This window comes from Ruegeria sp. BB1 (assembly GCF_056539465.1).
In genome coordinates, this window is sequence record NZ_JBQFVB010000001.1 from 305,516 (window position 1) to 327,198 (window position 21,683).

25 protein-coding genes are annotated in these 21,683 nt (G+C 58.6%); 14 read left to right on the plus strand and 11 right to left on the minus strand.

Annotated features, from left to right (window positions below):
• Positions 1-5: 5 nt before the first annotated feature.
• Positions 6-212: a 50S ribosomal protein L32 gene (gene rpmF, locus ACR0AL_RS01575; protein ID WP_008756996.1), complete on the minus strand. Its 207-nt coding sequence runs from the start codon at positions 210-212 to the stop codon at positions 6-8.
• A 206-nt stretch (positions 213-418) separates the two neighbouring features.
• Positions 419-955: a YceD family protein gene (locus ACR0AL_RS01580; protein ID WP_170348974.1), complete on the minus strand. Its 537-nt coding sequence runs from the start codon at positions 953-955 to the stop codon at positions 419-421.
• 85 nt (positions 956-1,040) lie between these two features.
• Here ACR0AL_RS01580 and ACR0AL_RS01585 point away from each other — a divergent pair, with 85 nt between their 5' ends.
• The 3 genes from ACR0AL_RS01585 to ACR0AL_RS01595 all read left to right on the plus strand — a co-directional run bounded on the left by ACR0AL_RS01585 (position 1,041) and on the right by ACR0AL_RS01595 (position 4,200).
• Positions 1,041-1,517: an outer membrane protein assembly factor BamE gene (locus ACR0AL_RS01585; RefSeq protein ID WP_170348973.1), complete on the plus strand. Its 477-nt coding sequence runs from the start codon at positions 1,041-1,043 to the stop codon at positions 1,515-1,517.
• A gap of 98 nt (positions 1,518-1,615) precedes the next feature.
• Positions 1,616-2,350 carry a GNAT family N-acetyltransferase gene (locus tag ACR0AL_RS01590; protein WP_480661716.1) on the plus strand — a complete coding sequence of 245 codons (735 nt, stop codon included), beginning with the start codon at positions 1,616-1,618 and terminating at the stop codon, positions 2,348-2,350.
• A gap of 41 nt (positions 2,351-2,391) precedes the next feature.
• The gene (locus ACR0AL_RS01595; protein WP_480661718.1) at positions 2,392-4,200 is read left to right on the plus strand and encodes an ABC-F family ATP-binding cassette domain-containing protein; all 1,809 of its coding nucleotides are present in this window, start codon (positions 2,392-2,394) and stop codon (positions 4,198-4,200) included.
• Here ACR0AL_RS01595 and ACR0AL_RS01600 read toward each other — a convergent pair.
• Positions 4,197-4,748 (minus strand): sugar O-acetyltransferase, encoded by a 552-nt coding sequence (locus ACR0AL_RS01600; RefSeq protein ID WP_170410158.1) that lies wholly within the window; start codon positions 4,746-4,748, stop codon positions 4,197-4,199. The two genes, ACR0AL_RS01595 and ACR0AL_RS01600, sit on opposite strands and share 4 nt — an antisense overlap.
• 9 nt (positions 4,749-4,757) lie before the next feature.
• Complete coding sequence (locus ACR0AL_RS01605) at positions 4,758-5,513, minus strand: SDR family NAD(P)-dependent oxidoreductase (protein WP_480661721.1); 756 nt, start codon at positions 5,511-5,513, stop codon at positions 4,758-4,760.
• 209 nt (positions 5,514-5,722) lie between these two features.
• Here ACR0AL_RS01605 and ACR0AL_RS01610 point away from each other — a divergent pair, with 209 nt between their 5' ends.
• Complete coding sequence (locus ACR0AL_RS01610) at positions 5,723-6,634, plus strand: hypothetical protein (RefSeq protein ID WP_480661723.1); 912 nt, start codon at positions 5,723-5,725, stop codon at positions 6,632-6,634.
• Positions 6,635-6,718: 84 nt separating this feature from the next.
• Here ACR0AL_RS01610 and tyrS read toward each other — a convergent pair whose 3' ends face one another.
• Both tyrS and ACR0AL_RS01620 read right to left on the minus strand, forming a co-directional pair.
• A complete protein-coding gene (gene tyrS, locus ACR0AL_RS01615) occupies positions 6,719-7,972 on the minus strand; it encodes a tyrosine--tRNA ligase (RefSeq protein WP_480661725.1) in 1,254 nt (417 codons plus the stop codon).
• A 92-nt stretch (positions 7,973-8,064) separates the two neighbouring features.
• On the minus strand, positions 8,065-9,330 hold the full coding sequence (locus tag ACR0AL_RS01620; RefSeq protein WP_170348967.1) for an MFS transporter: 1,266 nt from the start codon (positions 9,328-9,330) through the stop codon (positions 8,065-8,067).
• A gap of 243 nt (positions 9,331-9,573) precedes the next feature.
• Between ACR0AL_RS01620 and ACR0AL_RS01625 the strand changes: the two genes are divergently transcribed.
• Both ACR0AL_RS01625 and ACR0AL_RS01630 read left to right on the plus strand, forming a co-directional pair.
• Positions 9,574-10,647, plus strand: a complete 1,074-nt coding sequence (locus ACR0AL_RS01625; RefSeq protein WP_480662531.1) for an anhydro-N-acetylmuramic acid kinase — start codon at positions 9,574-9,576, stop codon at positions 10,645-10,647.
• 23 nt (positions 10,648-10,670) lie between these two features.
• Positions 10,671-11,357, plus strand: coding sequence for a dimethylsulfonioproprionate lyase family protein (locus ACR0AL_RS01630; protein ID WP_170577673.1), 687 nt, complete (start codon positions 10,671-10,673; stop codon positions 11,355-11,357).
• A gap of 70 nt (positions 11,358-11,427) precedes the next feature.
• Here ACR0AL_RS01630 and ACR0AL_RS01635 read toward each other — a convergent pair whose 3' ends face one another.
• Complete coding sequence (locus tag ACR0AL_RS01635) at positions 11,428-12,315, minus strand: fatty acid desaturase (protein WP_480661727.1); 888 nt, start codon at positions 12,313-12,315, stop codon at positions 11,428-11,430.
• 3 nt (positions 12,316-12,318) lie between these two features.
• A complete protein-coding gene (locus tag ACR0AL_RS01640; RefSeq protein WP_480661729.1) occupies positions 12,319-12,738 on the minus strand; it encodes a cupin domain-containing protein in 420 nt (139 codons plus the stop codon).
• An 87-nt stretch (positions 12,739-12,825) separates the two neighbouring features.
• Between ACR0AL_RS01640 and ACR0AL_RS01645 the strand changes: the two genes are divergently transcribed.
• From ACR0AL_RS01645 to ACR0AL_RS01680, 8 genes are all read left to right on the plus strand, one after another.
• Positions 12,826-14,244 carry a protein adenylyltransferase SelO gene (locus tag ACR0AL_RS01645; RefSeq protein WP_480661731.1) on the plus strand — a complete coding sequence of 473 codons (1,419 nt, stop codon included), beginning with the start codon at positions 12,826-12,828 and terminating at the stop codon, positions 14,242-14,244.
• A 155-nt stretch (positions 14,245-14,399) separates the two neighbouring features.
• Positions 14,400-14,765 carry a cupin domain-containing protein gene (locus ACR0AL_RS01650; protein ID WP_170396078.1) on the plus strand — a complete coding sequence of 122 codons (366 nt, stop codon included), beginning with the start codon at positions 14,400-14,402 and terminating at the stop codon, positions 14,763-14,765.
• A gap of 39 nt (positions 14,766-14,804) precedes the next feature.
• Positions 14,805-15,515 carry an endonuclease/exonuclease/phosphatase family protein gene (locus ACR0AL_RS01655; protein WP_170348960.1) on the plus strand — a complete coding sequence of 237 codons (711 nt, stop codon included), beginning with the start codon at positions 14,805-14,807 and terminating at the stop codon, positions 15,513-15,515.
• Between the two features lie 73 nt (positions 15,516-15,588).
• Positions 15,589-16,002, plus strand: coding sequence for a Fur family transcriptional regulator (locus ACR0AL_RS01660; protein ID WP_170348959.1), 414 nt, complete (start codon positions 15,589-15,591; stop codon positions 16,000-16,002).
• A 133-nt stretch (positions 16,003-16,135) separates the two neighbouring features.
• On the plus strand, positions 16,136-17,017 hold the full coding sequence (locus ACR0AL_RS01665; protein ID WP_480661733.1) for a DMT family transporter: 882 nt from the start codon (positions 16,136-16,138) through the stop codon (positions 17,015-17,017).
• 145 nt (positions 17,018-17,162) lie between these two features.
• Complete coding sequence (gene eno / locus ACR0AL_RS01670) at positions 17,163-18,440, plus strand: phosphopyruvate hydratase (RefSeq protein WP_170396072.1); 1,278 nt, start codon at positions 17,163-17,165, stop codon at positions 18,438-18,440.
• A 39-nt stretch (positions 18,441-18,479) separates the two neighbouring features.
• Positions 18,480-18,986, plus strand: a complete 507-nt coding sequence (locus ACR0AL_RS01675; RefSeq protein WP_170505622.1) for a GNAT family N-acetyltransferase — start codon at positions 18,480-18,482, stop codon at positions 18,984-18,986.
• A gap of 182 nt (positions 18,987-19,168) precedes the next feature.
• Complete coding sequence (locus ACR0AL_RS01680; RefSeq protein ID WP_165590747.1) at positions 19,169-19,336, plus strand: hypothetical protein; 168 nt, start codon at positions 19,169-19,171, stop codon at positions 19,334-19,336.
• On the opposite strand, the gene ACR0AL_RS01685 is transcribed toward ACR0AL_RS01680, so the two are convergent.
• From ACR0AL_RS01685 to mazG, 3 genes are all read right to left on the minus strand, one after another.
• Entirely contained in the window at positions 19,333-19,782 is a 450-nt protein-coding gene (locus tag ACR0AL_RS01685) for a GNAT family N-acetyltransferase (RefSeq protein WP_170348955.1), read from the minus strand. The two genes, ACR0AL_RS01680 and ACR0AL_RS01685, sit on opposite strands and share 4 nt — an antisense overlap.
• Positions 19,779-20,720, minus strand: a complete 942-nt coding sequence (locus ACR0AL_RS01690; RefSeq protein WP_170396066.1) for a nucleoside hydrolase — start codon at positions 20,718-20,720, stop codon at positions 19,779-19,781. Before ACR0AL_RS01690 ends, ACR0AL_RS01685 begins: the two co-directional genes overlap by 4 nt.
• Before the next feature lie 63 nt (positions 20,721-20,783).
• Positions 20,784-21,641 carry a nucleoside triphosphate pyrophosphohydrolase gene (gene mazG / locus ACR0AL_RS01695; protein ID WP_170348953.1) on the minus strand — a complete coding sequence of 286 codons (858 nt, stop codon included), beginning with the start codon at positions 21,639-21,641 and terminating at the stop codon, positions 20,784-20,786.
• Positions 21,642-21,683: the final 42 nt, after the last annotated feature.

A 21,683-nucleotide genomic window follows, 5' to 3' on the forward strand; every position in this document is an offset into this window, starting at 1 on the left:
AAGGCTTAGGCCGCGTCTTCGTCCAGGTCGATTTCGTCGGCCTGTGCGACGACTTCGCGGTCGTCGTAGTGGCCGCAGGACGCGCAGACGTGGTGCGGGCGCTTCAGCTCGCCGCAGTTGGGGCATTCGTTCGGGTTTGCAGCAACCAGAGCGTCGTGTGCGCGGCGGTTGTTGCGACGCGACTTGGAAACTTTGTTCTGTTGGACGGCCATGGTCTCAACCTTTGTCTACTGAGGGCCAACAGATTCGCTGTGGGCCGGGTTTCATTCTTCGTTTATCTCGTGGTTTGACGCGCGTTTAGGGGACGATCCCCGCAATGTCCAACCCAAATTCCGATGAGCGCGCGAAAATACTGCGATTCTCGACATGTTCAAGCGATTTTTCTGAGGGCCTGATATGACAGGAAAACAGACCTATGTCACTCGTCTTTTTTCAGCGCGTCGCGCAGACTGGCCAGACCGGCAAAGGGCTTGACGTCTTCGTCTGTCATGGCCTGTTTGCCCGGCTCGGTATAGTCGGCCTGTCCCAGTTCGGCACCGTCTTTACGTGGGTATTGGGGCAGGGCCAGCGACAGGGCCTCGACCATGACAAGTGCTGGGTCGATCTCAGCACCAAGCTGTTCGGTTTCATCACCTTCGGGAATTTCAAACTCGGGCTCTTCTGGATCAACCCAATCGGCCACATAGATTCGCGCGACCGGGATGTCGATGCGGGTGGTCACCGGTTCCAATGTCACCACGCAGGGCTGAATCACTGTAGCCCCCAGTTTTCCGTTCAATACCCAGTCGCGCTTGCCCTGTGCCCTTACGTCACCCACAAAGCTGAGCTTGCGTAGGCCAAGCAAGCCCAACTCGTCTCTGGTAGCCTCCAAAGCCTTGGCGTCTGGGCGCAACTCAAAGGGGGTTGGTGCATTTTGGGGCAGATCGGCCACCCGCAGAGATGTCTGGTTGCTCATTCGTGACCCTTTCCTGTGTTGAACCGGGGCTGCGGTTTGATGTAAGCGGATAGGGTCCGTAACGGGCCAAGGCAAGAGGGTGTGAATGTTGAAGGTTGTGAACAGGTTGAAACCGGCGTCGAAAACGCTTGTCTTTGCGGCCTGTCTGGCAGCGGCTGGTGCATGTTCGCCGGTCTTCAAGAATCACGGATATGTCCCAACGCCCGAGGACCTGGCCGAGGTCAAAGTGGGTGTGGACACCCGCGACAGTGTGATCGAGGCGGTCGGCGCCCCCAGTTCGTCCGGCGTGATCCGCGATTCCGGGTTCTATTACGTCCGGTCACGCATTCGTCATTACGGCCCGAAAAAGCCCGAAGTGGTCTCGCGTGAGTTGGTGGCGATCAGCTTTGATGACCGGGGCGTGGTTCGGAACATCGAACGGTTCGGGCTTGAGGATGGTATTGTCGTTACGCTGGATCGCCGGATTACCGAGTCCACGATTCAGGGTCAGGGCTTTATCCGTCAGCTGTTGGGTAACATCGGTAACTTTAACCCGGCCAATATTCCCGGCACGTCACAATAAGTTACAGCCACATCTTGCGATGGTCATGCGGCAATCACACATTGTGTGATAGGGGCATGGCAAGAGGAAACAGGTCAGCAACCGCGGAGGATGCGACCATGGCACTATTGCTTGGTAAGGGGCGGTATCGCGCCCGGCTGGCGCAGTCGCGGCAGGACCTGGCGGCGGCACAGCAGCTGCGGATGTTGGCCTTTGGGACAGAAAAAATCGATCAGGACGATTTCGATTCGGTCTGTGCCCATATTCTGGTCGAAGATGTGCGCGCAAGCGGGCAGGTGGTCTGTTGTTTCCGCATGCTGACCATGGCAGATGGCACTGAAATCGGCCGCAGCTATTCGGCGCAGTTCTATGATCTTTCGGCGCTTGCGGGGTTTAGCGGTCGGATGGTTGAGATGGGGCGGTTTTGCGTTCATCCGGACTGGACCGACCCAGACATTCTGCGTGTCGCCTGGGGGGCAATGACGGCCTATGTAGATCAGAATGATGTCGAGATGCTGTTTGGCTGTTCGTCCTTCGCTGGGACCGAAACCGAGGAGTATCTGGATGCGTTCGCGATTCTAAAGCACAGGCATCTCGCCCCAAAACGTTGGCTGCCACGGGTCAAGGCACCGGATGTATTCCGCTTTGCCACGCGTCTGCGTCGCAGGCCGGATGTGAAAAAGGCGATGTTGCGGATGCCGCCCTTGCTGCGTACTTATCTGATGATGGGCGGCTGGGTCAGTGACCATGCGGTCGTCGATCGGCATATGAACACGCTGCATGTGTTCACCGGGCTTGAGATTGGTGCGATTCCCCCGGCAAGGAAACGTTTGTTGCGAGCGGTGGTTCGGTAATCCCCGTTGACCCCTTGGCCTTGCCGGTTTAGCTGGCGGGCATGGCGAGAATTCCTTTGTTGCAGATGTCCGGCTTTTCCCTGACCTTTGGGGGTGATCCGGTGTTTTCGGGGCTGGACCTGGTGGTGCAGCCGGGCGATCGTATCGCGTTGGTGGGGCGCAATGGGTCCGGCAAATCAACCTTGATGAAAGTGATGGCCGGTCTGGTCGAGCCAGACCAAGGCGACATTGTGATTCCGCCTGGAAAATCTATAGGTTACATGGAGCAGGACCCAACCATGGAAGGGTTCGCGACGCTGGGCGACTATGCCTCAAGCGGGTTAGAGCCAGGTGAGCTGTACAAGGTTGAACGTGCCGGAGAGGGGCTGAAATTCGACCCGTCGCGCCCGGTCGAAACGGCCTCGGGCGGCGAGCGGCGGCGCGCGGCTTTGGCCAAGCTGATGGCCGAGGCGCCAGACCTGATGCTGCTGGACGAGCCGACCAACCACCTGGATATCGAAGCCATCGCCTGGCTCGAGCGTGAGCTGGGCGCGACGCGGGCTGCGTTTGTTCTGATCTCGCACGACCGCGCGTTTTTGCGGGCTTTAACCCGAGCCACGCTCTGGATTGACCGCGGAATGGTGCGGCGACAGGAACAGGGGTTCGACGCTTTCGAAACCTGGCGTGACAAAGTTTGGGATGAGGAAGATCAGCAACGTCACAAGCTGAACCGCCTGATTAAATCCGAGGCGAAATGGGCTGTCGAGGGCATCAGCGCACGACGCAAGCGCAATCAAGGCCGCGTGCGCGCCCTGCAGGCGTTGCGGGCCGAAAAGGCGGCGCAAATCAAACGCCAGGGCTCGGCCGCTATGGCGCTTGAGGCAGGGCCGAAATCCGGACGAAAAGTGATCGAGGCCAAAGGCTTGGCCAAGTCCTTTGATGCGCAACGGATCGTGCGGAATTTCGACTTATTGGTGCAACGCGGTGATCGGGTGGCTTTTGTCGGACCGAATGGTGTAGGCAAGACGACCCTGCTGAAAATGCTGCTTGGACAAGAACAACCGGATGAGGGGTCGGTGACCCTGGGTACCAATCTTGAGGTTGCGGTGTTCGATCAGACCCGCGCGCAACTGGACCCGGAAATGAGCCTTTGGGATAGTCTGACCGGCGACCCCGAGATGCGGGTTTCCGGCAAGGCCGACCAGGTGATGGTCGGTGGCCAACCCAAGCATGTGGTCGGCTACCTCAAGGAATTCCTGTTTGACGAACGGCAGGCCAGAGCGGCGGTTAAATCCCTGTCAGGGGGCGAAAAAGCGCGATTGCTGCTGGCCAAGCTGATGGCCAAATCCTCGAACCTGCTGGTGCTGGACGAACCGACCAACGATCTGGATGTCGAAACACTGGATCTGTTACAGGAACTGCTGGACGATTATGACGGCACCGTTCTGCTGGTCAGTCACGACCGGGATTTCCTGGATCGCGTCGCCACTACGACCATCGCGATGGAGGGCAATGGCCGCGCAATCGTCTATGCGGGTGGGTGGTCGGACTATATTGCACAGCGAGGGGACGTTGCGGAAAAGAAGGTAGAAAAATCAAAACCCTCAAAGGCAAAGGTCAAGCCGGAAAGTCAGGCGAAATCGGGCCTGTCTTTCTCGGAAAAACACCGGCTTGAGAAACTACCCGCCGAAATCGCCCGGCTTGAGGCCGAGATCGGCAAACTGGAAGACCTCATGTCCGATCCCGAATTGTTCACTCGCGAGCCGGTTAAATTCCAGAAGGCGACCGAGGCGTTGGTCGAGCGGCAGGAAAAACTGGCCGCAGCCGAGGATGAGTGGCTGATGCTCGAAGAAAAGGCCGAAGGCGCTTAGGACTGTTTCAGCGCTCGGGCAGGGTTTCCAACGACCGTTTCTTCGGCCGCGACGTCTTTGGTCACGACGCTGCCCGCACCGATGGTGGCATTGTCGCCGATGGTGATGCCGGGCATCAAGATAGCTCCACCGCCCACCCAGACATTCCGCCCAATCGTCACCGGAAGACCAATTTCAAGACCCTGCGCGCGCTCAACCGGGTCTTTGGCGTGTTGAGCGCAATAAATCTGAACGTGCGGTCCAAACATCGTGCCGTCTCCTACCCGCACCGCAGCAGTGTCCAGAACCACGCAGCCCGCGTTGAAGTAAACGCGCTGGCCTAGATGGATGTTCACCCCATAGGCGCAGTGAAAAGGAGCCTCGAGAAAGCAATCCGACCCGACGTTGCCGAACAACGCCAGCAATTCCGGTGCTATCGCACCGCGGGTATCCGGTGGACAGGTGTTATGCGCGTGAACCGCGCGCCGGGCCTGTGCGCGCAGGGCATCCAATTCCGGATCCAGACAGCAATACCACTCTCCGGCCTGCATCTTTTCGCGTTCGGTCATGAAACTGACCTAGCGCATTCGCAGCGCACCGTCGATGCGGATGACCTCTCCGTTCAGGTATCCCATCTCGACGATAAACCCGGCCAGTCGTCCGTATTCGCGTGGATCACCCAGACGGGCCGGGTTGGGGACGTCAGCGGCCAGTTGCTGCTGTACCTCTTCGGGCAGGCCGGCCAGCATCGGGGTCATGAAGATGCCGGGCGCGATGGCCATAACCCGTATCCCGGTCGAGGCCAGATCGCGGGCCATCGGCAGGGTCATCCCGACCACTCCACCTTTTGAAGCCGCATAGGCCGCTTGTCCCTTTTGCCCGTCAAAGGCCGCGATCGATGCGGTATTGATGATCACACCGCGCGCGCCGTCGGGCTCAGGGTCATTCTTTGCCATTTCAGCCGCAGCCAGGCGCGAGACGTTGAATGTGCCCACCAGATTGATGTCGATGGTGCGTTGAAAGGCGTCCAGAGGGTGGGGGCCGTCTTTGCCCACCGTCTTGATGCCATAAGCGATTCCGGCGCAGTTCACGGCGGCCGTGATCTGGCCCATATTGTTCATCGCCTGATCGATCGCTGCGGCGACGGATTCCTCGTTCGTGACGTCCGTTTCAGCAAAATGCCCTGCGATCTCCTCCGCGACCTGAGTGCCACGGACGGTGTCGCGGTCCAGAATAGTGACCTGCGCGCCGCGCTCGGCAAAGTGGCGTGCGGTTGCTTCGCCCAGCCCCGAAGCACCGCCAGTGATGATCGCGGATGTGGTGGACAATTGCATGGCGGCGGTCTCCTCTCAGGATATGAACGTATGTTCAGTTAATCTGAGGATTTAGGTGATGTCCACAATTCGGACGAGATTTTTCAAAGTTTTATGCCGTTTCTCAAGCGATTCTCAGAGGAACTTTAACTGCGCTTAATGCGCAAGTCTCACATCGGTACCTATCAATTTGACGCGTCGAGGGGGCGCCGAACAAGGAGACAAGTGTTATGCGTAAGAGTTTGAAAGTCGGAATTCCTGTGCTGGTAACTGCACCTTTTCTGACTGTGATGGCGGTAAGCAGCGCCGCAGCTGCGCCAGAGGTGTGCAACTGGAAGACCGCCCGGGATGCTGCAAATCGGGGGGATTATCAGGCGCTGTGTGATTGTCAGCAGGTGACACCCAGCTTTCTGGAACGCCTGCAACAACGATCGGATTTCGCGACCACATTGCGCAACACAACGGCGCAATGCCCAGGATTGGCTTCGTTGTTGACCGACCAACCAACGGGTTCGATTGGTGCATCGGGAAATCCAGGCGAGGCGCGGGGAAATGATCAGTTTGCCGGTCTTGATTCAGATAACGGAGGTGGTTCCGGGTCTGGCGGGGGAGGCGGTAACCCCGGCAACGGCGGCGGTGGCCCCGGTGACGGTGGCGGCGACCCCGGTGATGGTGGCGGTGATCCCGGTGACGGCGGCGGTGACCCAGGCAACGGCGGTGGCAACGGCGGTGGCGGCGGCAACGGCGGCAACAACGGCGGCGGCAATGGCGGCAACAACGGTGGTGGCAACGGCGGCAACAACGGCAGCGGCAACGGTGGCAACAACGGCGGCCCCGGTAATGGTAACGGAAACAACGGGAATTCCGGCAACGGCGGTGGCAATAACGGCGGCTCTGGCCCCGGCACCGGAAACGGTGGCGGCAATAACGGCAATGGCAATGGCGGCGGTGGTCACGGCAATGGGGGCAGCAATGGCGGCGGTCACGGCGGAGGCAAAGGCGGCCACGGCGACGGTAAAGGAGGCCATGGCGGTGGCAAAGGCGGCCACGGCGACGGTAAAGGCGGCGGCAAAGGAGGCCATGGCGGTGGTAAAGGTGGCCACGGCGACGGTAAAGGCGGCGGTAAGGGCGGCAAGCGTTAACCGCGCCGATGTGAACCTACACCTTTGAAAAGGAAAACGGCCACCCAACGGGGTGGCCGTTATTTGTAATGGGCGGGGCTGTGATCAGCCCAGTTGCACCAGCGCGTGCCGCTTTTTTCCAGCACTCAGCTTGATGGGCGAGGACAGCGCGCCCGCGTCAATCATCAGCCCTGCATCGGTCAGCGGCGCGTCATCCAACTTGGCGCCATTCTCGGCAATCAGGCGCTTGGCCTCTTTGCCCGATTTGGCCAGGCCCGATTTCACGATGACCTGCACGATGGACATGCCGTCGCCCAGCTCATCCGCGCTAAGAGTCAGGGTCGGAAGATCGCCACCCACGCCGCCCTTTTCGAACACTTCACGCGCGGTTGCTTCGGCCTTGGCAGCGGCCTCGGCCCCGTGCAGCAGGGTGGTGATTTCGTTCGCCAAGCGGATTTTGGCTTCGTTGATCTCGGACCCTTGCAGCGCGCCCAGGCGCTCGCACTCATCCACCGGCATTTCGGTGTAGAGCTTCAGGAACCGCCCGACATCCGCATCGGTGGTGTTGCGCCAGAACTGCCAGAATTCGTAGGGCGAGCGCATCTCGGCGTTCAGCCACACGGCACCGTCCTGAGATTTGCCCATCTTCTTGCCGTCGCTGGTGGTCAACAGGGGCGAGGTCAGGCCAAAGATCTCATGATCCAGCACGCGGCGGGTCAGGTCGATCCCATTGACGATATTGCCCCACTGATCCGAGCCGCCCATCTGCAGAACGCAGCCATAGCGGCGGTTCAGCTCAAGGAAATCATAAGCCTGCAGGATCATGTAGTTGAATTCGAGGAAGCTGAGCGATTGTTCTCGATCCAGCCGCGATTTCACGGACTCAAACGACAGCATGCGGTTGACCGAGAAGTGCCGCCCGATGTCCCGCAGGAAATCGAGGTAGTTCAGGTCGTCCAGCCACTCGGCATTGTTCAGCATCAGAGCTTTGTTTTCGGCGTCACTGTCATAGTCGATATAGGCCGAGAACACCTTTTTGATGCCCGCGATGTTTTCGTCGATCTGTTTGGGGCCCAACAGGGGGCGTTCATCCGCGCGGAACGAAGGATCGCCCACCTTGGTGGTGCCGCCGCCCATCAGGGTGATCGGCTGATGGCCGGTTTTCTGGAACCAGCGCAGCATCATGATTTGGATCAGGCTGCCCACATGCAACGATTTTGCCGTCGCATCAAATCCGATATAGGCCGGCTTGCACCCACTGATCAGCGCTTCGTCAAGGCCCTGATAATCGGTGCAGTCGGCGAGAAAGCCGCGCTCGATCATCGTGGCGATGAAATCCGATTTGGGGTGGTAGGTCATATCGTGCCCTTTGGGTTGATGTTGCGGGGCACTGTATAGGCGTCGCTTTGGGCAAGGAAAAGCCACCATTTCCAAGAAAGACGTGGGCAGTGTCAGCTTTTGACCGGAGGCAGGCGCAACGCATAGAGCATTGCGATCAGGTTCAGCGCGGCCAGTGCAAAGATCGGGGTGATTGGATCGTGCAGATGTGCCACCGCGCCCAGGATCGCAGCAAAGACCATGCCAATCAGTCCGGCACTAACATCGCCAAGGGCGACCAGGTAGGGACGCTCCTGTTCCGATGTCTTTTCAATGATATAGAGATAGCGGCCATAAATGACGCCATTCCCGCCCAGTGACAGCAGCAGGATGACCAGCGCATAAACCCAGACGTTCTGCGCATAGCCAAGGAATGTGAAGGCCAGCGCCAGTATGGCTGAAACTGCCGAGATCAAGCACCCCAGCCACATCACCGGCTTGACCGAGATCCGACCGCTGAGCCAACCCCACAGGATCGAGCCCAGCACCATACCAAGACTGGCGGCCATCACGAAATAGCTGAGTGAGTGTTTGGTGCCCACGTGAAAGGTCGCAGCGTGGATCGTGTAAAACGGCATGGCCAGCTCAACCGAGACAAAGATCAGACGCGCCGTAAGAAACTTGCGATACCACGAATAAGCCATGCCGGTTTTGAAACCGGTCACCAACTCAGCCAGCGGTTTGGGTTTGCTTTTGGGTGCGGGGGCACGGGCTTGCTCTTGTTCCAGCAGCCGGACACCGGCAAAGCTGACGCCGGCGGCGAACATGGCGACGACGCCGCACCACAGGACGACGATGTGGCGCTGCATTGGTTCATCCGAGGCCAGCAGATCGCGCGTCACCCAGACCACAAGAATGGCCAGAATGCCTGAGATTGTGGCCTGTGCAAACACCATCCGATTTCGTTTCGCCTCGGGCACCGAGATGCCATAGATTTGGCTGGTGCCCAGACTGGTGATCCCTTGGCACAGTCCCATTACAACCGCGGTTGTCAGAAATAGTAACACAATCAAAAGATTGGGAAGGTTTGTTGCGAACAATGCCACGACCGACAGAATGGCGGCCGTCAGGATGTTTGGCACGTAAACCGCCAGTTTCGCGCGGGTCACCCGGTTGATGAACGGAGACATGAAAATCTCGGCAATCAGGCGCGATCCGGTCACGAAGGGCAGCAAAAGGCCCGCGAAAAACGTAGGCGCCCCCAAGGCCAGATACAGGAAGGGCAGCACCAGATTGGGGTTCACCAGCTGCCCGCCAATTGTGGCCAGTGACCCTGACCAAAAGATAAGCTGGTAATTGCGTCCCTGCGCGGGCTGGTTGGGTGTCTGTGTGTCCGTCATGGTCGTCCGTTTGGGGTGCAGTTGGTCGCAATGCTTACTCAGGCCGTGCGCCGGTGCAACCGTCCCGTCGCTCGTGTTGTGGTTGCAGGCGCGCAGGTTGTAGCAAAAAAGCACGTGGACCGCGTGATGTGACTTGCCTAGTGGGGCGATGAACAGGCAGGTTGAGCGCCATAAAACAAGATAAATGAGGTGAGCGTGAACCGGGCCATCAGGAAAGGCGGGCCGATCAAAGCCCTGGGTGCAATGTCTGGCACGTCGCTGGACGGTGTGGATGCTGCGGTGGTGGAAACCGATGGGCATCACATCATCGGTTTTGGCCCAAGCGGCTATCGCGCCTATACCGCGGCCGAGCGCAGCGATCTGCGCGCGGCGCTGGGTCAATGGCACGGCCCGGACGTGGACAAGGCGGCTGAGCTGGTCACCATTGCGCACGCCGAGGCGCTCTCGGAGTTTGAAGAGATCGACCTGATCGGCTTTCACGGGCAGACTCTGGCGCACGAACCACATGGGCGGGGTACGTTACAAGTGGGCGACGGCAAGGGGTTGGCGCAGGCTTTAGGCGTGCCGGTCGTCTGGGATTTCCGCAGTGACGACGTGGCGATGGGGGGGGAAGGTGCGCCCCTAGCACCATTCTTTCACTTTGCCTGCGCTAAATGGATCGGGGCGACCCAACCGCTGTGTTTTTTGAACCTCGGCGGGGTGGGAAACCTGACTTATGTGGACCCCGGCTTTGACGGCCCGGAAGCGCCCGGAGCTCTGCTGGCCTTTGACACCGGTCCCGCCAATGCACCCGTTGATGACCTGATGCAGGCGCGTCTGGGCCTGCCGATGGACCGCGATGGTGCGGTTGCGCGTGGCGGCACGGTCGAGATGGGCGCGCTCGAACTGTTTCTGGCTGAGCCTTACTTTACCCGAATGCCCCCTAAGTCTCTTGACCGGAACGACTTTGCCGAGATGATCCGGTTGGTTCAGGAGCTAAACGACGCCGACGCGGTGGCCACACTGACCGGGATGTGTGCGGCGGGCGTGCTGCAGGGGATGGAACATTGCCCCAAACCGCCTGCGCGTCTTCTGGTCACTGGCGGCGGGCGGCATAACCCGGTGCTGATGGAGATGCTGCGCGTCGCACTGGACTGCCCGGTCGAGCCGGTCGAAGCGGTAGGGTTGGACGGCGACATGCTCGAGGCACAGGCCTTCGCCTATCTCGCAGTACGCGTGGCACGTGGGTTGCCGACATCATGCCCTGGAACAACTGGGGTTAAAGCTCTTGTCGGGGGAGGAGTTGTCAGTACGGTTTCGATGGGTGCTGCTGGCTGAAGGGAATTTGGCTGGAACCTCAGATGATAGGCTTTCGTGTCGCTCGGCAGCAAAATTTGCATTCGATGTCGCATGCAGACAAACCCAAGTCTGAAAACTGGTTATCCTCGCTCTTTATGAGCAAGGAAGGGGTCTACCAGAATCTACTGCAACAAGCTCGGGATGCATATGTCAGCCATCCCCAGATGACGTCGTTCGCACCGTTTCCAGATGACATTCAAAGACAGGAGATTGAGCCATATCATCTCCCGTGTGGCGACGTGTTGCGGCAGGAGGAGGGGCTGGTATCACAAACCTATGCTCACCTGCAGGATGCGATCGTAAACGCAGCACCTTATGCGGTTTGGCGAGAAACCTACAAATACACAGATATCGGCGATTGTTTCCTGAATAATTTTGGATGTTATTCCATCGTCGGAGCAGGAGGGCCGTTCCTATCGAACAAACTCTGGCTTTGGATTGTTCACATGCCGCCTCAGCTTTACTATCCGTGGCATCATCATCCAGCAGAAGAAATGTACATGGTGATTTCAGGAACTGGCGTGTTCAATCGCGAGGGCTGTCCGAGTGAAAACCTCGGCGAAGGCGGCACTGTGTATCACGAAAGCAATCAGCCGCATGCAATGGAAACGCAGGACGATCCGGTATTGTGCCTTGTGGCCTGGCGCAACCGTTTCGATACGCCTCCTGTCCTGACCCCATCCAATTGAACGGTTGGATAGGGGGTGACTTTGACCAGCTTTTTTGTCGGAGGTCACAGGGTCACTGGAAGACGGATTTTCAATTCAGGGATTTCATGTAATCCAGCGAAAAATCGGAATACCCCTCAGAAGTCGATTTCAAATGTGCCCGGGTCCAATCGTGCAGCGCGGGCAATTTGTGGAAAGGCACATTGGGAAACGCATGGTGCTCGGCGTGGTAGGGCATATTCCAGGCCAGAAACCGGACGATGCGGTTGGTGAAGGTTGTGCGAGAGTTCTCGAGCATATTGGCGACCGAGGGGCAGAGGCCATGTTCGGCTAATAGATAGAGGCGCAAGAAGGGTTGAGCGATCAGCACCGGTAGAATCCATAGCCAGAACAATGCTGTTGAATTGAGCAGGCTGAGACCGACAAGGACGTAGAGAACCAGCAATAGCCGCGCCTCAATACGCATGGCGCGGTGTTGGCGGGCGGGCAGATAGGGGGCGTCGATCCGGCCAAAAGCATTTAGCATCAGTACCTTTGCCATCCCGCTCCAATACGGCCAGCCACTGAGGTAAATCAGCAGGTCCCGCCAATTGACGGGTCGTGGTTTGCCACCCAGCTCCGGGTCTTTTTCCGGGTGGTTGGTCCATTTGTGATGGGCCAGATGGAAATACCGAAACCACGTAAAGGGCAGGGCAATAGGGATCGAAACCAGATGCCCGATGACATCGTTCAACCAGCCACTGCGAAACGGTGTCTTGTGCGTACACTCGTGGCTGAGCGTAAACAGGAAAACCAGAAGGATGCCTTGGGGAAGGATAAACAGAGGCCAAAGCGGCACTCGCAATGCGATACAGGCAGAGGTGCCCGCCAGTACTATGCCATACGCCGCCAAATGCTTCAGCCCGGCCGCATTGGATCGTTGCTGAAGGCTGTCTTTCGCCTCGGGCGGGATCGACGCTATGAGGGCGCGGTGATCCATGACCTACCCGCGCGCGATATCGAATTCCGGCGCGGCCAACACAAAGCCGTCGAATTCGAACCCGGGTGAGACGGTGCAACTGACCAGAGTGTACTCTCCAGTCGACTGCGCTGATTGCCAGTGGTTCGTGGGTACGATCAATTGTGGCGCGCCTTTGTTCAGGTCGGGGGTCAGCAGGTGATCGGTGGCAGGGCCGTCATCGGTGGCGCTGAGGGACAGGGTCAGTGGCGCGCCGGCATGATACAGCCAAATCTCGGTCGCATCGACTCGGTGCCAGTGGCTGTGCTCACCTGCTTGCAGCAGGAAATAGATACAGGTGCCTGTGGCGCGGCCTTCGTTATCGGCCCGCCAAGTTTCGCGGAACCAACCGCCCTCGGGGTGGCGCTGCAACTGAAGGTGGTCGATGATCTCTTGCGCGGTCATTAGGGCCTCTTGCTTGGTTGTGGTGATTATGCACGCAGGCGTGCGATCCGCTATGGTATTTACGTGTATCCACCATATGTTTGCCGCATGACCTTGATTATCCCGTTTGACAACAGCTATGCCCGTCTTCCCAACACTTTTTTCGCCCGGCAAGTGCCGGTGCCGGTGCACGCTCCGCGTTTGATTGCGTTTAATGAAGATCTGGCCCGCGTTCTGGGGGTTACTCCGGGCGATGTGCAGGAAATGGCCGAGGTTTTCGCCGGGAATGCCCTGCCTGAAGGGGCCGAGCCGATTGCTCAGCTTTATTCCGGCCATCAATTCGGCACCTACAACCCGCAGCTCGGCGATGGGCGTGCGGTATTGCTGGGTGAGACGATCGGAACAGACGGCGTGCGGCGGGATATTCAGTTGAAGGGCTCGGGACAAACCCCGTTCAGCCGCCAGGGCGATGGCCGTGCGTGGCTTGGGCCAGTTCTGCGCGAATACGTGGTATCCGAGGCGATGCACGCGCTGGGCATCCCGACCACCCGTGCGCTGGCTGCGGTTGAGACAGGAGAGATCGTCTTGCGCGAAGGCCCGATGCCGGGCGCGGTGCTGACCCGCGTGGCGCAAAGCCATCTGCGTGTGGGGACGTTTCAGGTGTTTGCCGCAAGGCGGCAGGTCGACAGCTTGAAGCGGCTGACCGAATACGCCATCGCCCGACACTATCCGCAGGCCGAGGGGCCAATGGGCCTGTTGCGCGCGGTGCGGGATGCGCAGGCCCGGTTAATAGCGCAATGGATGAGCGTCGGGTTTATCCATGGGGTGATGAACACCGACAATTTCTCGATCGCTGGCGAGACCATCGACTATGGACCTTGCGCCTTCATGGACATCTATCACCCGAATACGGTCTTCAGTTCAATCGACCGGATGGGACGATATGCCTATTCCAATCAGCCGGACATCGCCGTATGGAACCTGGCGCAATTGGCGACCTCTTTGATTCAGCAGGTCGAGGACCCCGAAGCCGCCGTTCAAGAGGCCACTGAGATCGTGCATGCAATGCCGGTACTGATCCAACAGGAATGGCTGGCCCGCTTCCGCGCCAAGATCGGTTTGACGACCGAGGATAAGGGCGACGAGGCGTTGATCACCGATCTGCTGACCCGGATGGCGCATAACAGTGCCGATTTCACCAATACGTTCCGTGCGCTGGGCAGTGACAAGGCCCGCGATCAGTTCGTGAACCCCGAAGCTTATGATGAATGGGCCGACGGCTGGCAGGCTCGGCTGGCCCGTGAAAATGACCCGCAGACGGTGATGAACGCCGCCAACCCGGCCTTTATCCCGCGCAACCACCGGGTCGAGCAGATGATACAGGCTGCTGTCCAAGGCGATTTTGCCCCGTTCCATCGGTTAAATGCGGTGCTTGCCCGCGCCTATGAGGATCAACCCGACGCAACCGACCTGACACATCCGCCGGCCGAAAGCGAAGTGGTCCACGCGACGTTCTGTGGGACATAGCGAATATCAAAACTTGAACGTCTAGTTTTTAAGCTGTCTAGTGGGCGTTCTTCTGAACATAATGCCAAGCGACTTACCATCGGCACATAATGCTGCATAATGGACGCAACCGGGGGAACTGCAGAAAAAATCAGTTTTGTTTTAGGGAGCATAAAATGCGCTACGCCATTTTGTTGGAAGACGCGGACGGAGTGTCTTATTTTGAAAATCGTGAGATTGATTTCGAGCTCAAGACCTTTGCCCCCCCGGCCGCACCGTTTCTGGTCTCAAAAGAGGTCGATGCCGCGCGTATTGCCTTCTTGTCATTGCCTGCTGGGTGGAAAGGGGTTCAACACCGTTCCCCGAAACCCCAACTTGCGACGGTTCTGTCCGGTACGTTCCGTGTTCAGGCGGGGTCGGGCGAAATACGTGATTTCAAAACGGGTGACTTGTTTTGGGCCGAAGATGTCAAGGGAACAGGCCATAGCTCATCCGCAGAAGGGGGTGAGCCCGCCAACCTTATGATTACACAATTTAAATAGGGGCCGGGTGGCCGAGGAACCTTTGATGTCAGACACAGGATGCCAATGACCAAACCATCAACCCTGCGTATCGCCAGCTATAACATTCAGAAATGTGTGGGGCTGGATTTTCGGCGGCAGCCCCAGCGTATCATGCAGGTCATCGACAGCATGCAGGCCGATATCGTGGTGTTGCAAGAGGCCGACAAACGCTTGCCGCCCCGGCCTGCCGCCTTACCACATTTCATGTTGGATGAGGCCGGCTGGCAGATCGTCGATCTGGGTGGGGCCGGCAGTCTGGGCTGGCATGGAAACGCTGTGATCTGGCGCGGAAATTCGATTCAGGTTCGGCAGACCGGGCACCACGACCTGCCAGGGCTGGAGCCGCGGGGAGCCGTGCGTGTGGAATTCGACACCCAAATCGGGCCGCTGCGCGTGATGGGAATGCATCTGGGCCTGTTGCCCGCATCCCGGCGCCAGCAGATAACGCACATCCGCCGCTTTGACGATGATCTGGACAACATGCCCACCGTCTGGGCCGGGGACTTCAACGAATGGTCGCGCCAGCCTGTGTTGGACCATCTGGCCCCGGATATGCGCTTTTTGGCACCGGTTCCAAGCTTTCCGGCCGCACAGCCCCTGGGGGCGCTGGACCGGATCGCGCTGGGCGCAGGGCTTGAGGCGGTGCTGCACGGCGTGCATGACGCGCGGCCTGCGCATATTGCATCTGACCATCTGCCGATCTGGGCCGACCTGCGACGGGTGGCCTAGGATGCAATTCCCCTGTGGCGTGATCCGCACAGACGTATTAAGACAGAAACCCGAACTACTCTGAGGGTCACTTATGTCCGATACGATCATCGCCCGCTGCGAAGCAAAAGGCCTGCGCATGACGGGGCAGCGCCGCACAATCGCGCAGGTGCTGCAACAAAGTGAGGATCACCCGGATGTTGAGGAACTGTATGCCCGTGCCTCGAAAGTGGATTCGGGCATCTCGATCGCCACGGTCTATCGCACTGTCAAACTGTTCGAAGAAGCGGGGATTCTTGACCGGCTGGAATTCGGTGACGGGCGCGCACGGTATGAGGATGCTGAGCGTGATCATCATGACCATTTGATCGACATGCAATCCGGCAAGGTGATCGAATTCGTCGATCCCGAGATCGAAGTGTTGCAGGAAAAGATCGCGGCCAAGCTGGGGTATAAGCTGAAAGGCCACCGGCTGGAACTGTACGGCGTGCCGCTGGAACAGGACTGATTCATCACAAAACGCGAACCGCAGGCGCACGGGAATTCATGCTTTCCGGGCGGATAATGCTTGCCTGAACGGCTTACTTGCGATTTTGCTGAGAAAAGCGGCATTGGGGCCGCAGGATTCAACGGACACGATCATGAACAACGTACACGGCATTTTGCTGGTCGTCGGCGCGATGGCGGCTTTTGCGCTTGAAGATATGTTCATCAAGCATCTGTCGGTGACAGTGCCGACCGGTCAGATCATGGTTGTGTTGGGTGTGATCTGCAGCCTGGCCTTTGTCGTGATGTCGTTGGCCACGCGCAAACGTATCCTTGATCCGGTGGCGTGGCAGCCTCTGCCCCTGATGCGCGCCGGGACCGAAGCGGTTGGGGCGCTGAGTTTTGTGACCGCACTGTCTCTGGTCGATCTATCCACCGTGGCTGCCGTGTTTCAGGCAATGCCGCTGGCCGTCACCATGGGGGCCGCGCTGTTTCTGGGCGAGCATGTCGGCTGGCGACGGTGGAGCGCGATTGGCATCGGCTTCATCGGCGTGCTGATGATTATCCGCCCCGGGCTGGCCGGGTTTCAACCCGAGTCGTTGTTTGTCGTGGCCAGTGTGCTTGCCATCGCCGCGCGCGACCTGATCACCCGTAAGCTGGATGTTCGCGTGGCCTCGTCCGTGGTCGCCCTGCAGGCCTATGTCGCCGTGGCATTTGCTGGCGTGGCGTTGATGGTGTTTTCCGCAAAACCCGTTGTGCCTTTAAATACTTGGCAGATCGGTCCCTATCTGGGTGCCGTTGGCTTTGGTTTTCTGGGTTATTACGGCATCGTCATCGCCATGCGGATTGGTGAGGCTTCGGCCCTGACGCCCTTCCGCTATACCCGGCTGATCTTCTCGATCGCCGCGGGGATGCTGATGTTCGGTGAACGCCCGGACCTGATGACGCTGGCCGGGGCCACGTTGATCATGGGGTCGGGCATGTACACCTTTATTCGCGAACGCCGTTTGGCCCGTGAACTGGCGGTTGCAGCCTGACGGATCGTCGCACGTTGGCGCAAACAGGTAATTGTTAGCCCTAAAGGGTCGGGAATATACATGTTAGCGATAACATGACTGGTTTACTTTTTGCCCGGTGATGGTATGAGGCGTGCAACTGATTGCAGCCACAGGAACGGGCCTCATGAGCACCATTATCGACATCCACGCACGCGAAATTCTAGACAGCCGGGGCAACCCGACCGTTGAGGTCGACGTGATTCTGGAAGACGGCACCATGGGCCGCGCCGCTGTGCCCTCGGGCGCGTCGACCGGCGCTTATGAAGCAGTGGAAAAGCGTGACGGTGACAAATCCCGCTATCTGGGCAAAGGCGTGCTTGAGGCCGTCGCTGCCGTGAACGGTGAGATTGCCGAGGAGCTGGTCGGCTTTGACGCCACCGAGCAGGTTGCCATCGATGGCGCCATGATCGAACTGGACGGAACCGAGAACAAGGGTCGGCTTGGCGCCAATGCCATTCTGGGTGTTTCGCTGGCCACGGCTAAGGCAGCGGCGGATTTCACCACGCAGCCTCTGTATCGCTATGTGGGTGGCACCTCGGCTCGTGTTCTGCCAGTGCCGATGATGAACATCATCAACGGGGGTGAGCACGCGGACAACCCGATCGATATTCAAGAATTCATGATCATGCCAACTTCGGCCGCAAATATCCGCGAAGCCGTGCGCATGGGGTCCGAAGTTTTCCACACCCTCAAACGCGAACTATCGGCTGCTGGTCTAGCCACTGGTGTGGGCGATGAGGGCGGCTTTGCCCCCAACATCGCATCCACCCGCGAAGCGTTGGATTTCATCCTGCAGTCCATTGAAAAGGCGGGTTATAAACCGGGTGAAGAAATCCACCTGGCGCTGGACTGCGCTGCCACTGAATACTATCGCGACGGCAAATACGTTCTGTCGGGTGAGAATATCTCGCTAACCTCCGAAGAAAACGCCGAGTATCTGGCGGCGCTGGTCAAAGACTATCCGATCATCTCGATCGAAGACGGCATGTCCGAAGATGATTGGGACGGCTGGAAGGCGTTGACCGATGCCATCGGTGACCGTGTTCAACTGGTGGGCGACGACCTGTTCGTGACCAACCCCGAACGTCTGGCTGAAGGGATCGACCGCGGCTGCGCCAATTCGATGCTGGTCAAGGTGAACCAGATCGGCTCGTTGACCGAAACCCTGCGCGCCGTCGATATGGCGCACCGCGCGGGTTATACCAACGTGATGTCGCACCGTTCGGGCGAGACCGAGGATGCAACCATCGCCGATCTAGCCGTGGCGACCAATTGCGGTCAGATCAAAACCGGCTCGCTGGCGCGATCGGACCGGTTGGCCAAGTACAACCAGTTGATCCGTATCGAGGAATCGTTGGGCGAAGTTGCCGAATACGCCGGGGCTTCGATCCTTAAGCGCTGAGTGTTATTCTGATCCTCGTACCTTATCGAGGATCGGCAGTTGCTTAGTATCATAGAACCCAGAACGCCGGACCACTTTGATGCGGTCCGGCGTTTGTGTTGGGAATACCGCGATTTCCTCCTGACTCTGGATGAAAAGTCGCAACGTATTGTTCAGACCATCTATTCGCAGGATAAATATGCCCGTGTGATGGAGGCCATCGAGGCCGAACACAGCCCGCCGAACGGTGGCGCGCGTCTTGCGCTGATCGGTGATCAGCCCGTTGGATGTGGCATGTTCCACACGATCGAGCCGGGCGTGGCCGAGATCAAGCGCGTATTCGTTCAGGACAGCGCCCGCGGTACGGGGGCAGGTCGTTCCATCATGCTGTCTTTGATCCAGCAATGTCGCCAGCAGGGGTTTGACCTGATCCGCATGGACACTGGTAAACCATTGCAGACAGCGACCCGACTGTACCTCTCAATGGGGTTCGTTCTGCGGGACGCATACGCTGAGATTCCGGAAATCGCGGAGGGTCATCTGCTGTTTTTCGAGATGAAATTGTAGCGGAACGGATAAGAAAGACCTTTTAGCCGAATTATTTTGCGCCGCTTTCTCGTTGTTAACGCGTGGAAAAAACATAACCCTAAATATTTCTCAGCATAATTCGCGTTATGTGTGAACTTTTTCCTATTTGTCTCAATTTGAGCTGACCTATTGTGACTGGATTACAGAAAAGGGGGTACACCATGACTGGTTCGAAATTCCTTCTCGTAGTTTCAGTGATCAGCACTGTATTTTTGGCGGCCTGCTCGGGGCCGGGGACTTATCCGGTATCGGGGATGCAGGCGTCGTCCACTGACCCGGTGATGGATATGGACATTCCTGGATTCGATATGGGCGTTGAGGCGCGCTAAAGCGGCTTGCTCATCAACACATAGCGGTCTCGCGCTTTGAAACCAGTGCGCAGATACAGTCTTTGTGTGGCTTCATTGGTCCGGTCGACCTCAAGATGCAATGCGGTCAATCCTGCCCCGGCAAGGGCTTTGGGCAGGTCCAGCAGGACTTCGGTGGCAATCCCGCGGCCACGAACTGCGGGGCGGATGTAGATCTCGTCGACAAAGCCGTCCATACCGCCAAATTCGACCGACCAACCAAAGGTCAGTACGATATAGCCCAGCGGCGCGCGGCCGGGTCCGATCAGATAGACGCACCCGTGGGGGATGCCCTCAAGAAGCGGGGCCAGAGCCTCGCGACGTTGATCGGCGTCCTGTTCAATTCCGGCCTCGGCGTGAAAGGCCGCGACCAGCGACATCAGGCGATCCAGATCTGTGGGACGGGCGAGTTTCAGCGCGGCGCTCATAGGCGGGCCAGCCTTTCTGTTAGCAGGTCAAAGAATCCATCAGCGTCGATTTCCCCCATGAACATGGCATTGGGGGGATGATCCGTCACGCGCCACCAATCAGCGACGGTCATACCAAGGGTCAGGTCGGATTGCGTTTCGATCTGCACATTGACGTGACGGCCCGAGAACAGTTCGGGCCGGATCAGATATGCGGTCACGCAGGGGTCGTGCAGCGGCGCGCCCTCTGAGCCGTATTTTTCTTTATCGAAGCGTTCGAAAAAATCCGTCATATCGGCAACCGCATGGCCGACTTTAGAATCGAGTGCACGGAACGCATCGTTGCGATGTTTCGTGACTAAGGCGTCATGGGTGACATCCAGTGGCATCACGACGATATGAACGCCGGATTTAAACACAATTTCAGCGGCTTCCGGATCAACGTAAATGTTGAATTCAGCGGTGGGCGTGATGTTGCCCACCTCAAAATACGCCCCGCCCATCAGCACGATTTCCTGCACGCGCTCGACGATATCGGGCGCTTTCTGAAAGGCCGTGGCGATATTGGTCAAGGGCCCCAGCGGGCAGAGCGTCACCGTTCCCGGTTCCTGCGCGCGCAGGGTGTCGATGATGAAGTCGACCGCGTGCCCATCAGCCAGCGGCATCTCCGGATCGGGCAGGACAGGGCCGTCCAGCCCGGTCTTACCATGCACATGCTCCGCGGTGACCAAAGCGCGGTTCAACGGACGGTCGCATCCAGCGTAAACAGGGATATGCGTATGCCCGGCCAGTTCACAAACAATCCGCGCGTTTTTGGCGGTCAGTTCCAGCGGCACATTCCCGGCAACAGCTGTGATGCCCAGCACGTCGATCTCATCAGGGCTGGCCAACGCCAGCAAGATTGCGACAGCGTCGTCCTGACCGGGGTCAGTGTCGATAATGATCTTGCGCGGTGCCATGATTTGCCTCCGGGGTCTTGAAGCGCGGACACTCGCAAGTGTCACCCCACTTGTCCAGCGGTTTCAGGCCTCGGTCGCGGCGTCCACAGGCGGGAGTTTGCCATTGGCGCGGTGCTCTTCGATCTTCACCTCATCCCACAGCGCATCCATTTCGGCCAAATCACTTTGCGACGGCGTTTTCCCGTGCGCGGCAAGACGTGCCTCGACCTGTTCGAAACGCCGCGTGAACTTGGCGTTGGTACGGCGCAGGGCGGCTTCGGGTTCGATGCCCAGGTGACGGCCCAGATTGACCATCACGAACAGCAAATCTCCAAACTCGTCCTCTAACGCATCGGTATCCATGCTGTTGCGGGCCTCTTCCAGCTCAGCTGCCTCTTCGGTGATCTTGGCGAGTACATGGCTGGCATCGGGCCAGTCGAATCCCACGCGGGCGGCGCGTTTTTGCAGCTTATGGGCTCGCAACAGGGCTGGCAGGTTCGCGGCCACTCCGTCCAAAGCGCCTTTTTGTTCCTTGCCCTCACGCTCGGCTGCCTTGATGGTTTCCCAATCCACCGTTTGCTGTTCCGCAGATTTGTCGCGGGATTCGTCGCCGAACACATGCGGGTGACGGTCGACCATCTTGTCCGACATGGTGCGCACCACGTCCTGAAAAGTGAAATGTCCAGCCTCTTCAGCCATTTGCGCGTGGAAGACGGACTGGAACAGCAGGTCACCCAGCTCACCCTTCAGTTCGTCATAGGCGTTGCGTTCGATGGCATCGGCGACCTCATAGGCTTCTTCGATCGTATAAGGGGCGATGGTGGCGAAATCCTGTTCGATATCCCACGGGCAGCCTGATTCCGGGTCGCGCAGGCGGCGCATGATTTCCAGCAAACGCTCGATACCCGCTTCGCTGTCGTGGATCAGAGGATTTTCGGCCATTGCGAACCCTTTCGTTCCGGTGTCAGATGCATCCATTCCGCA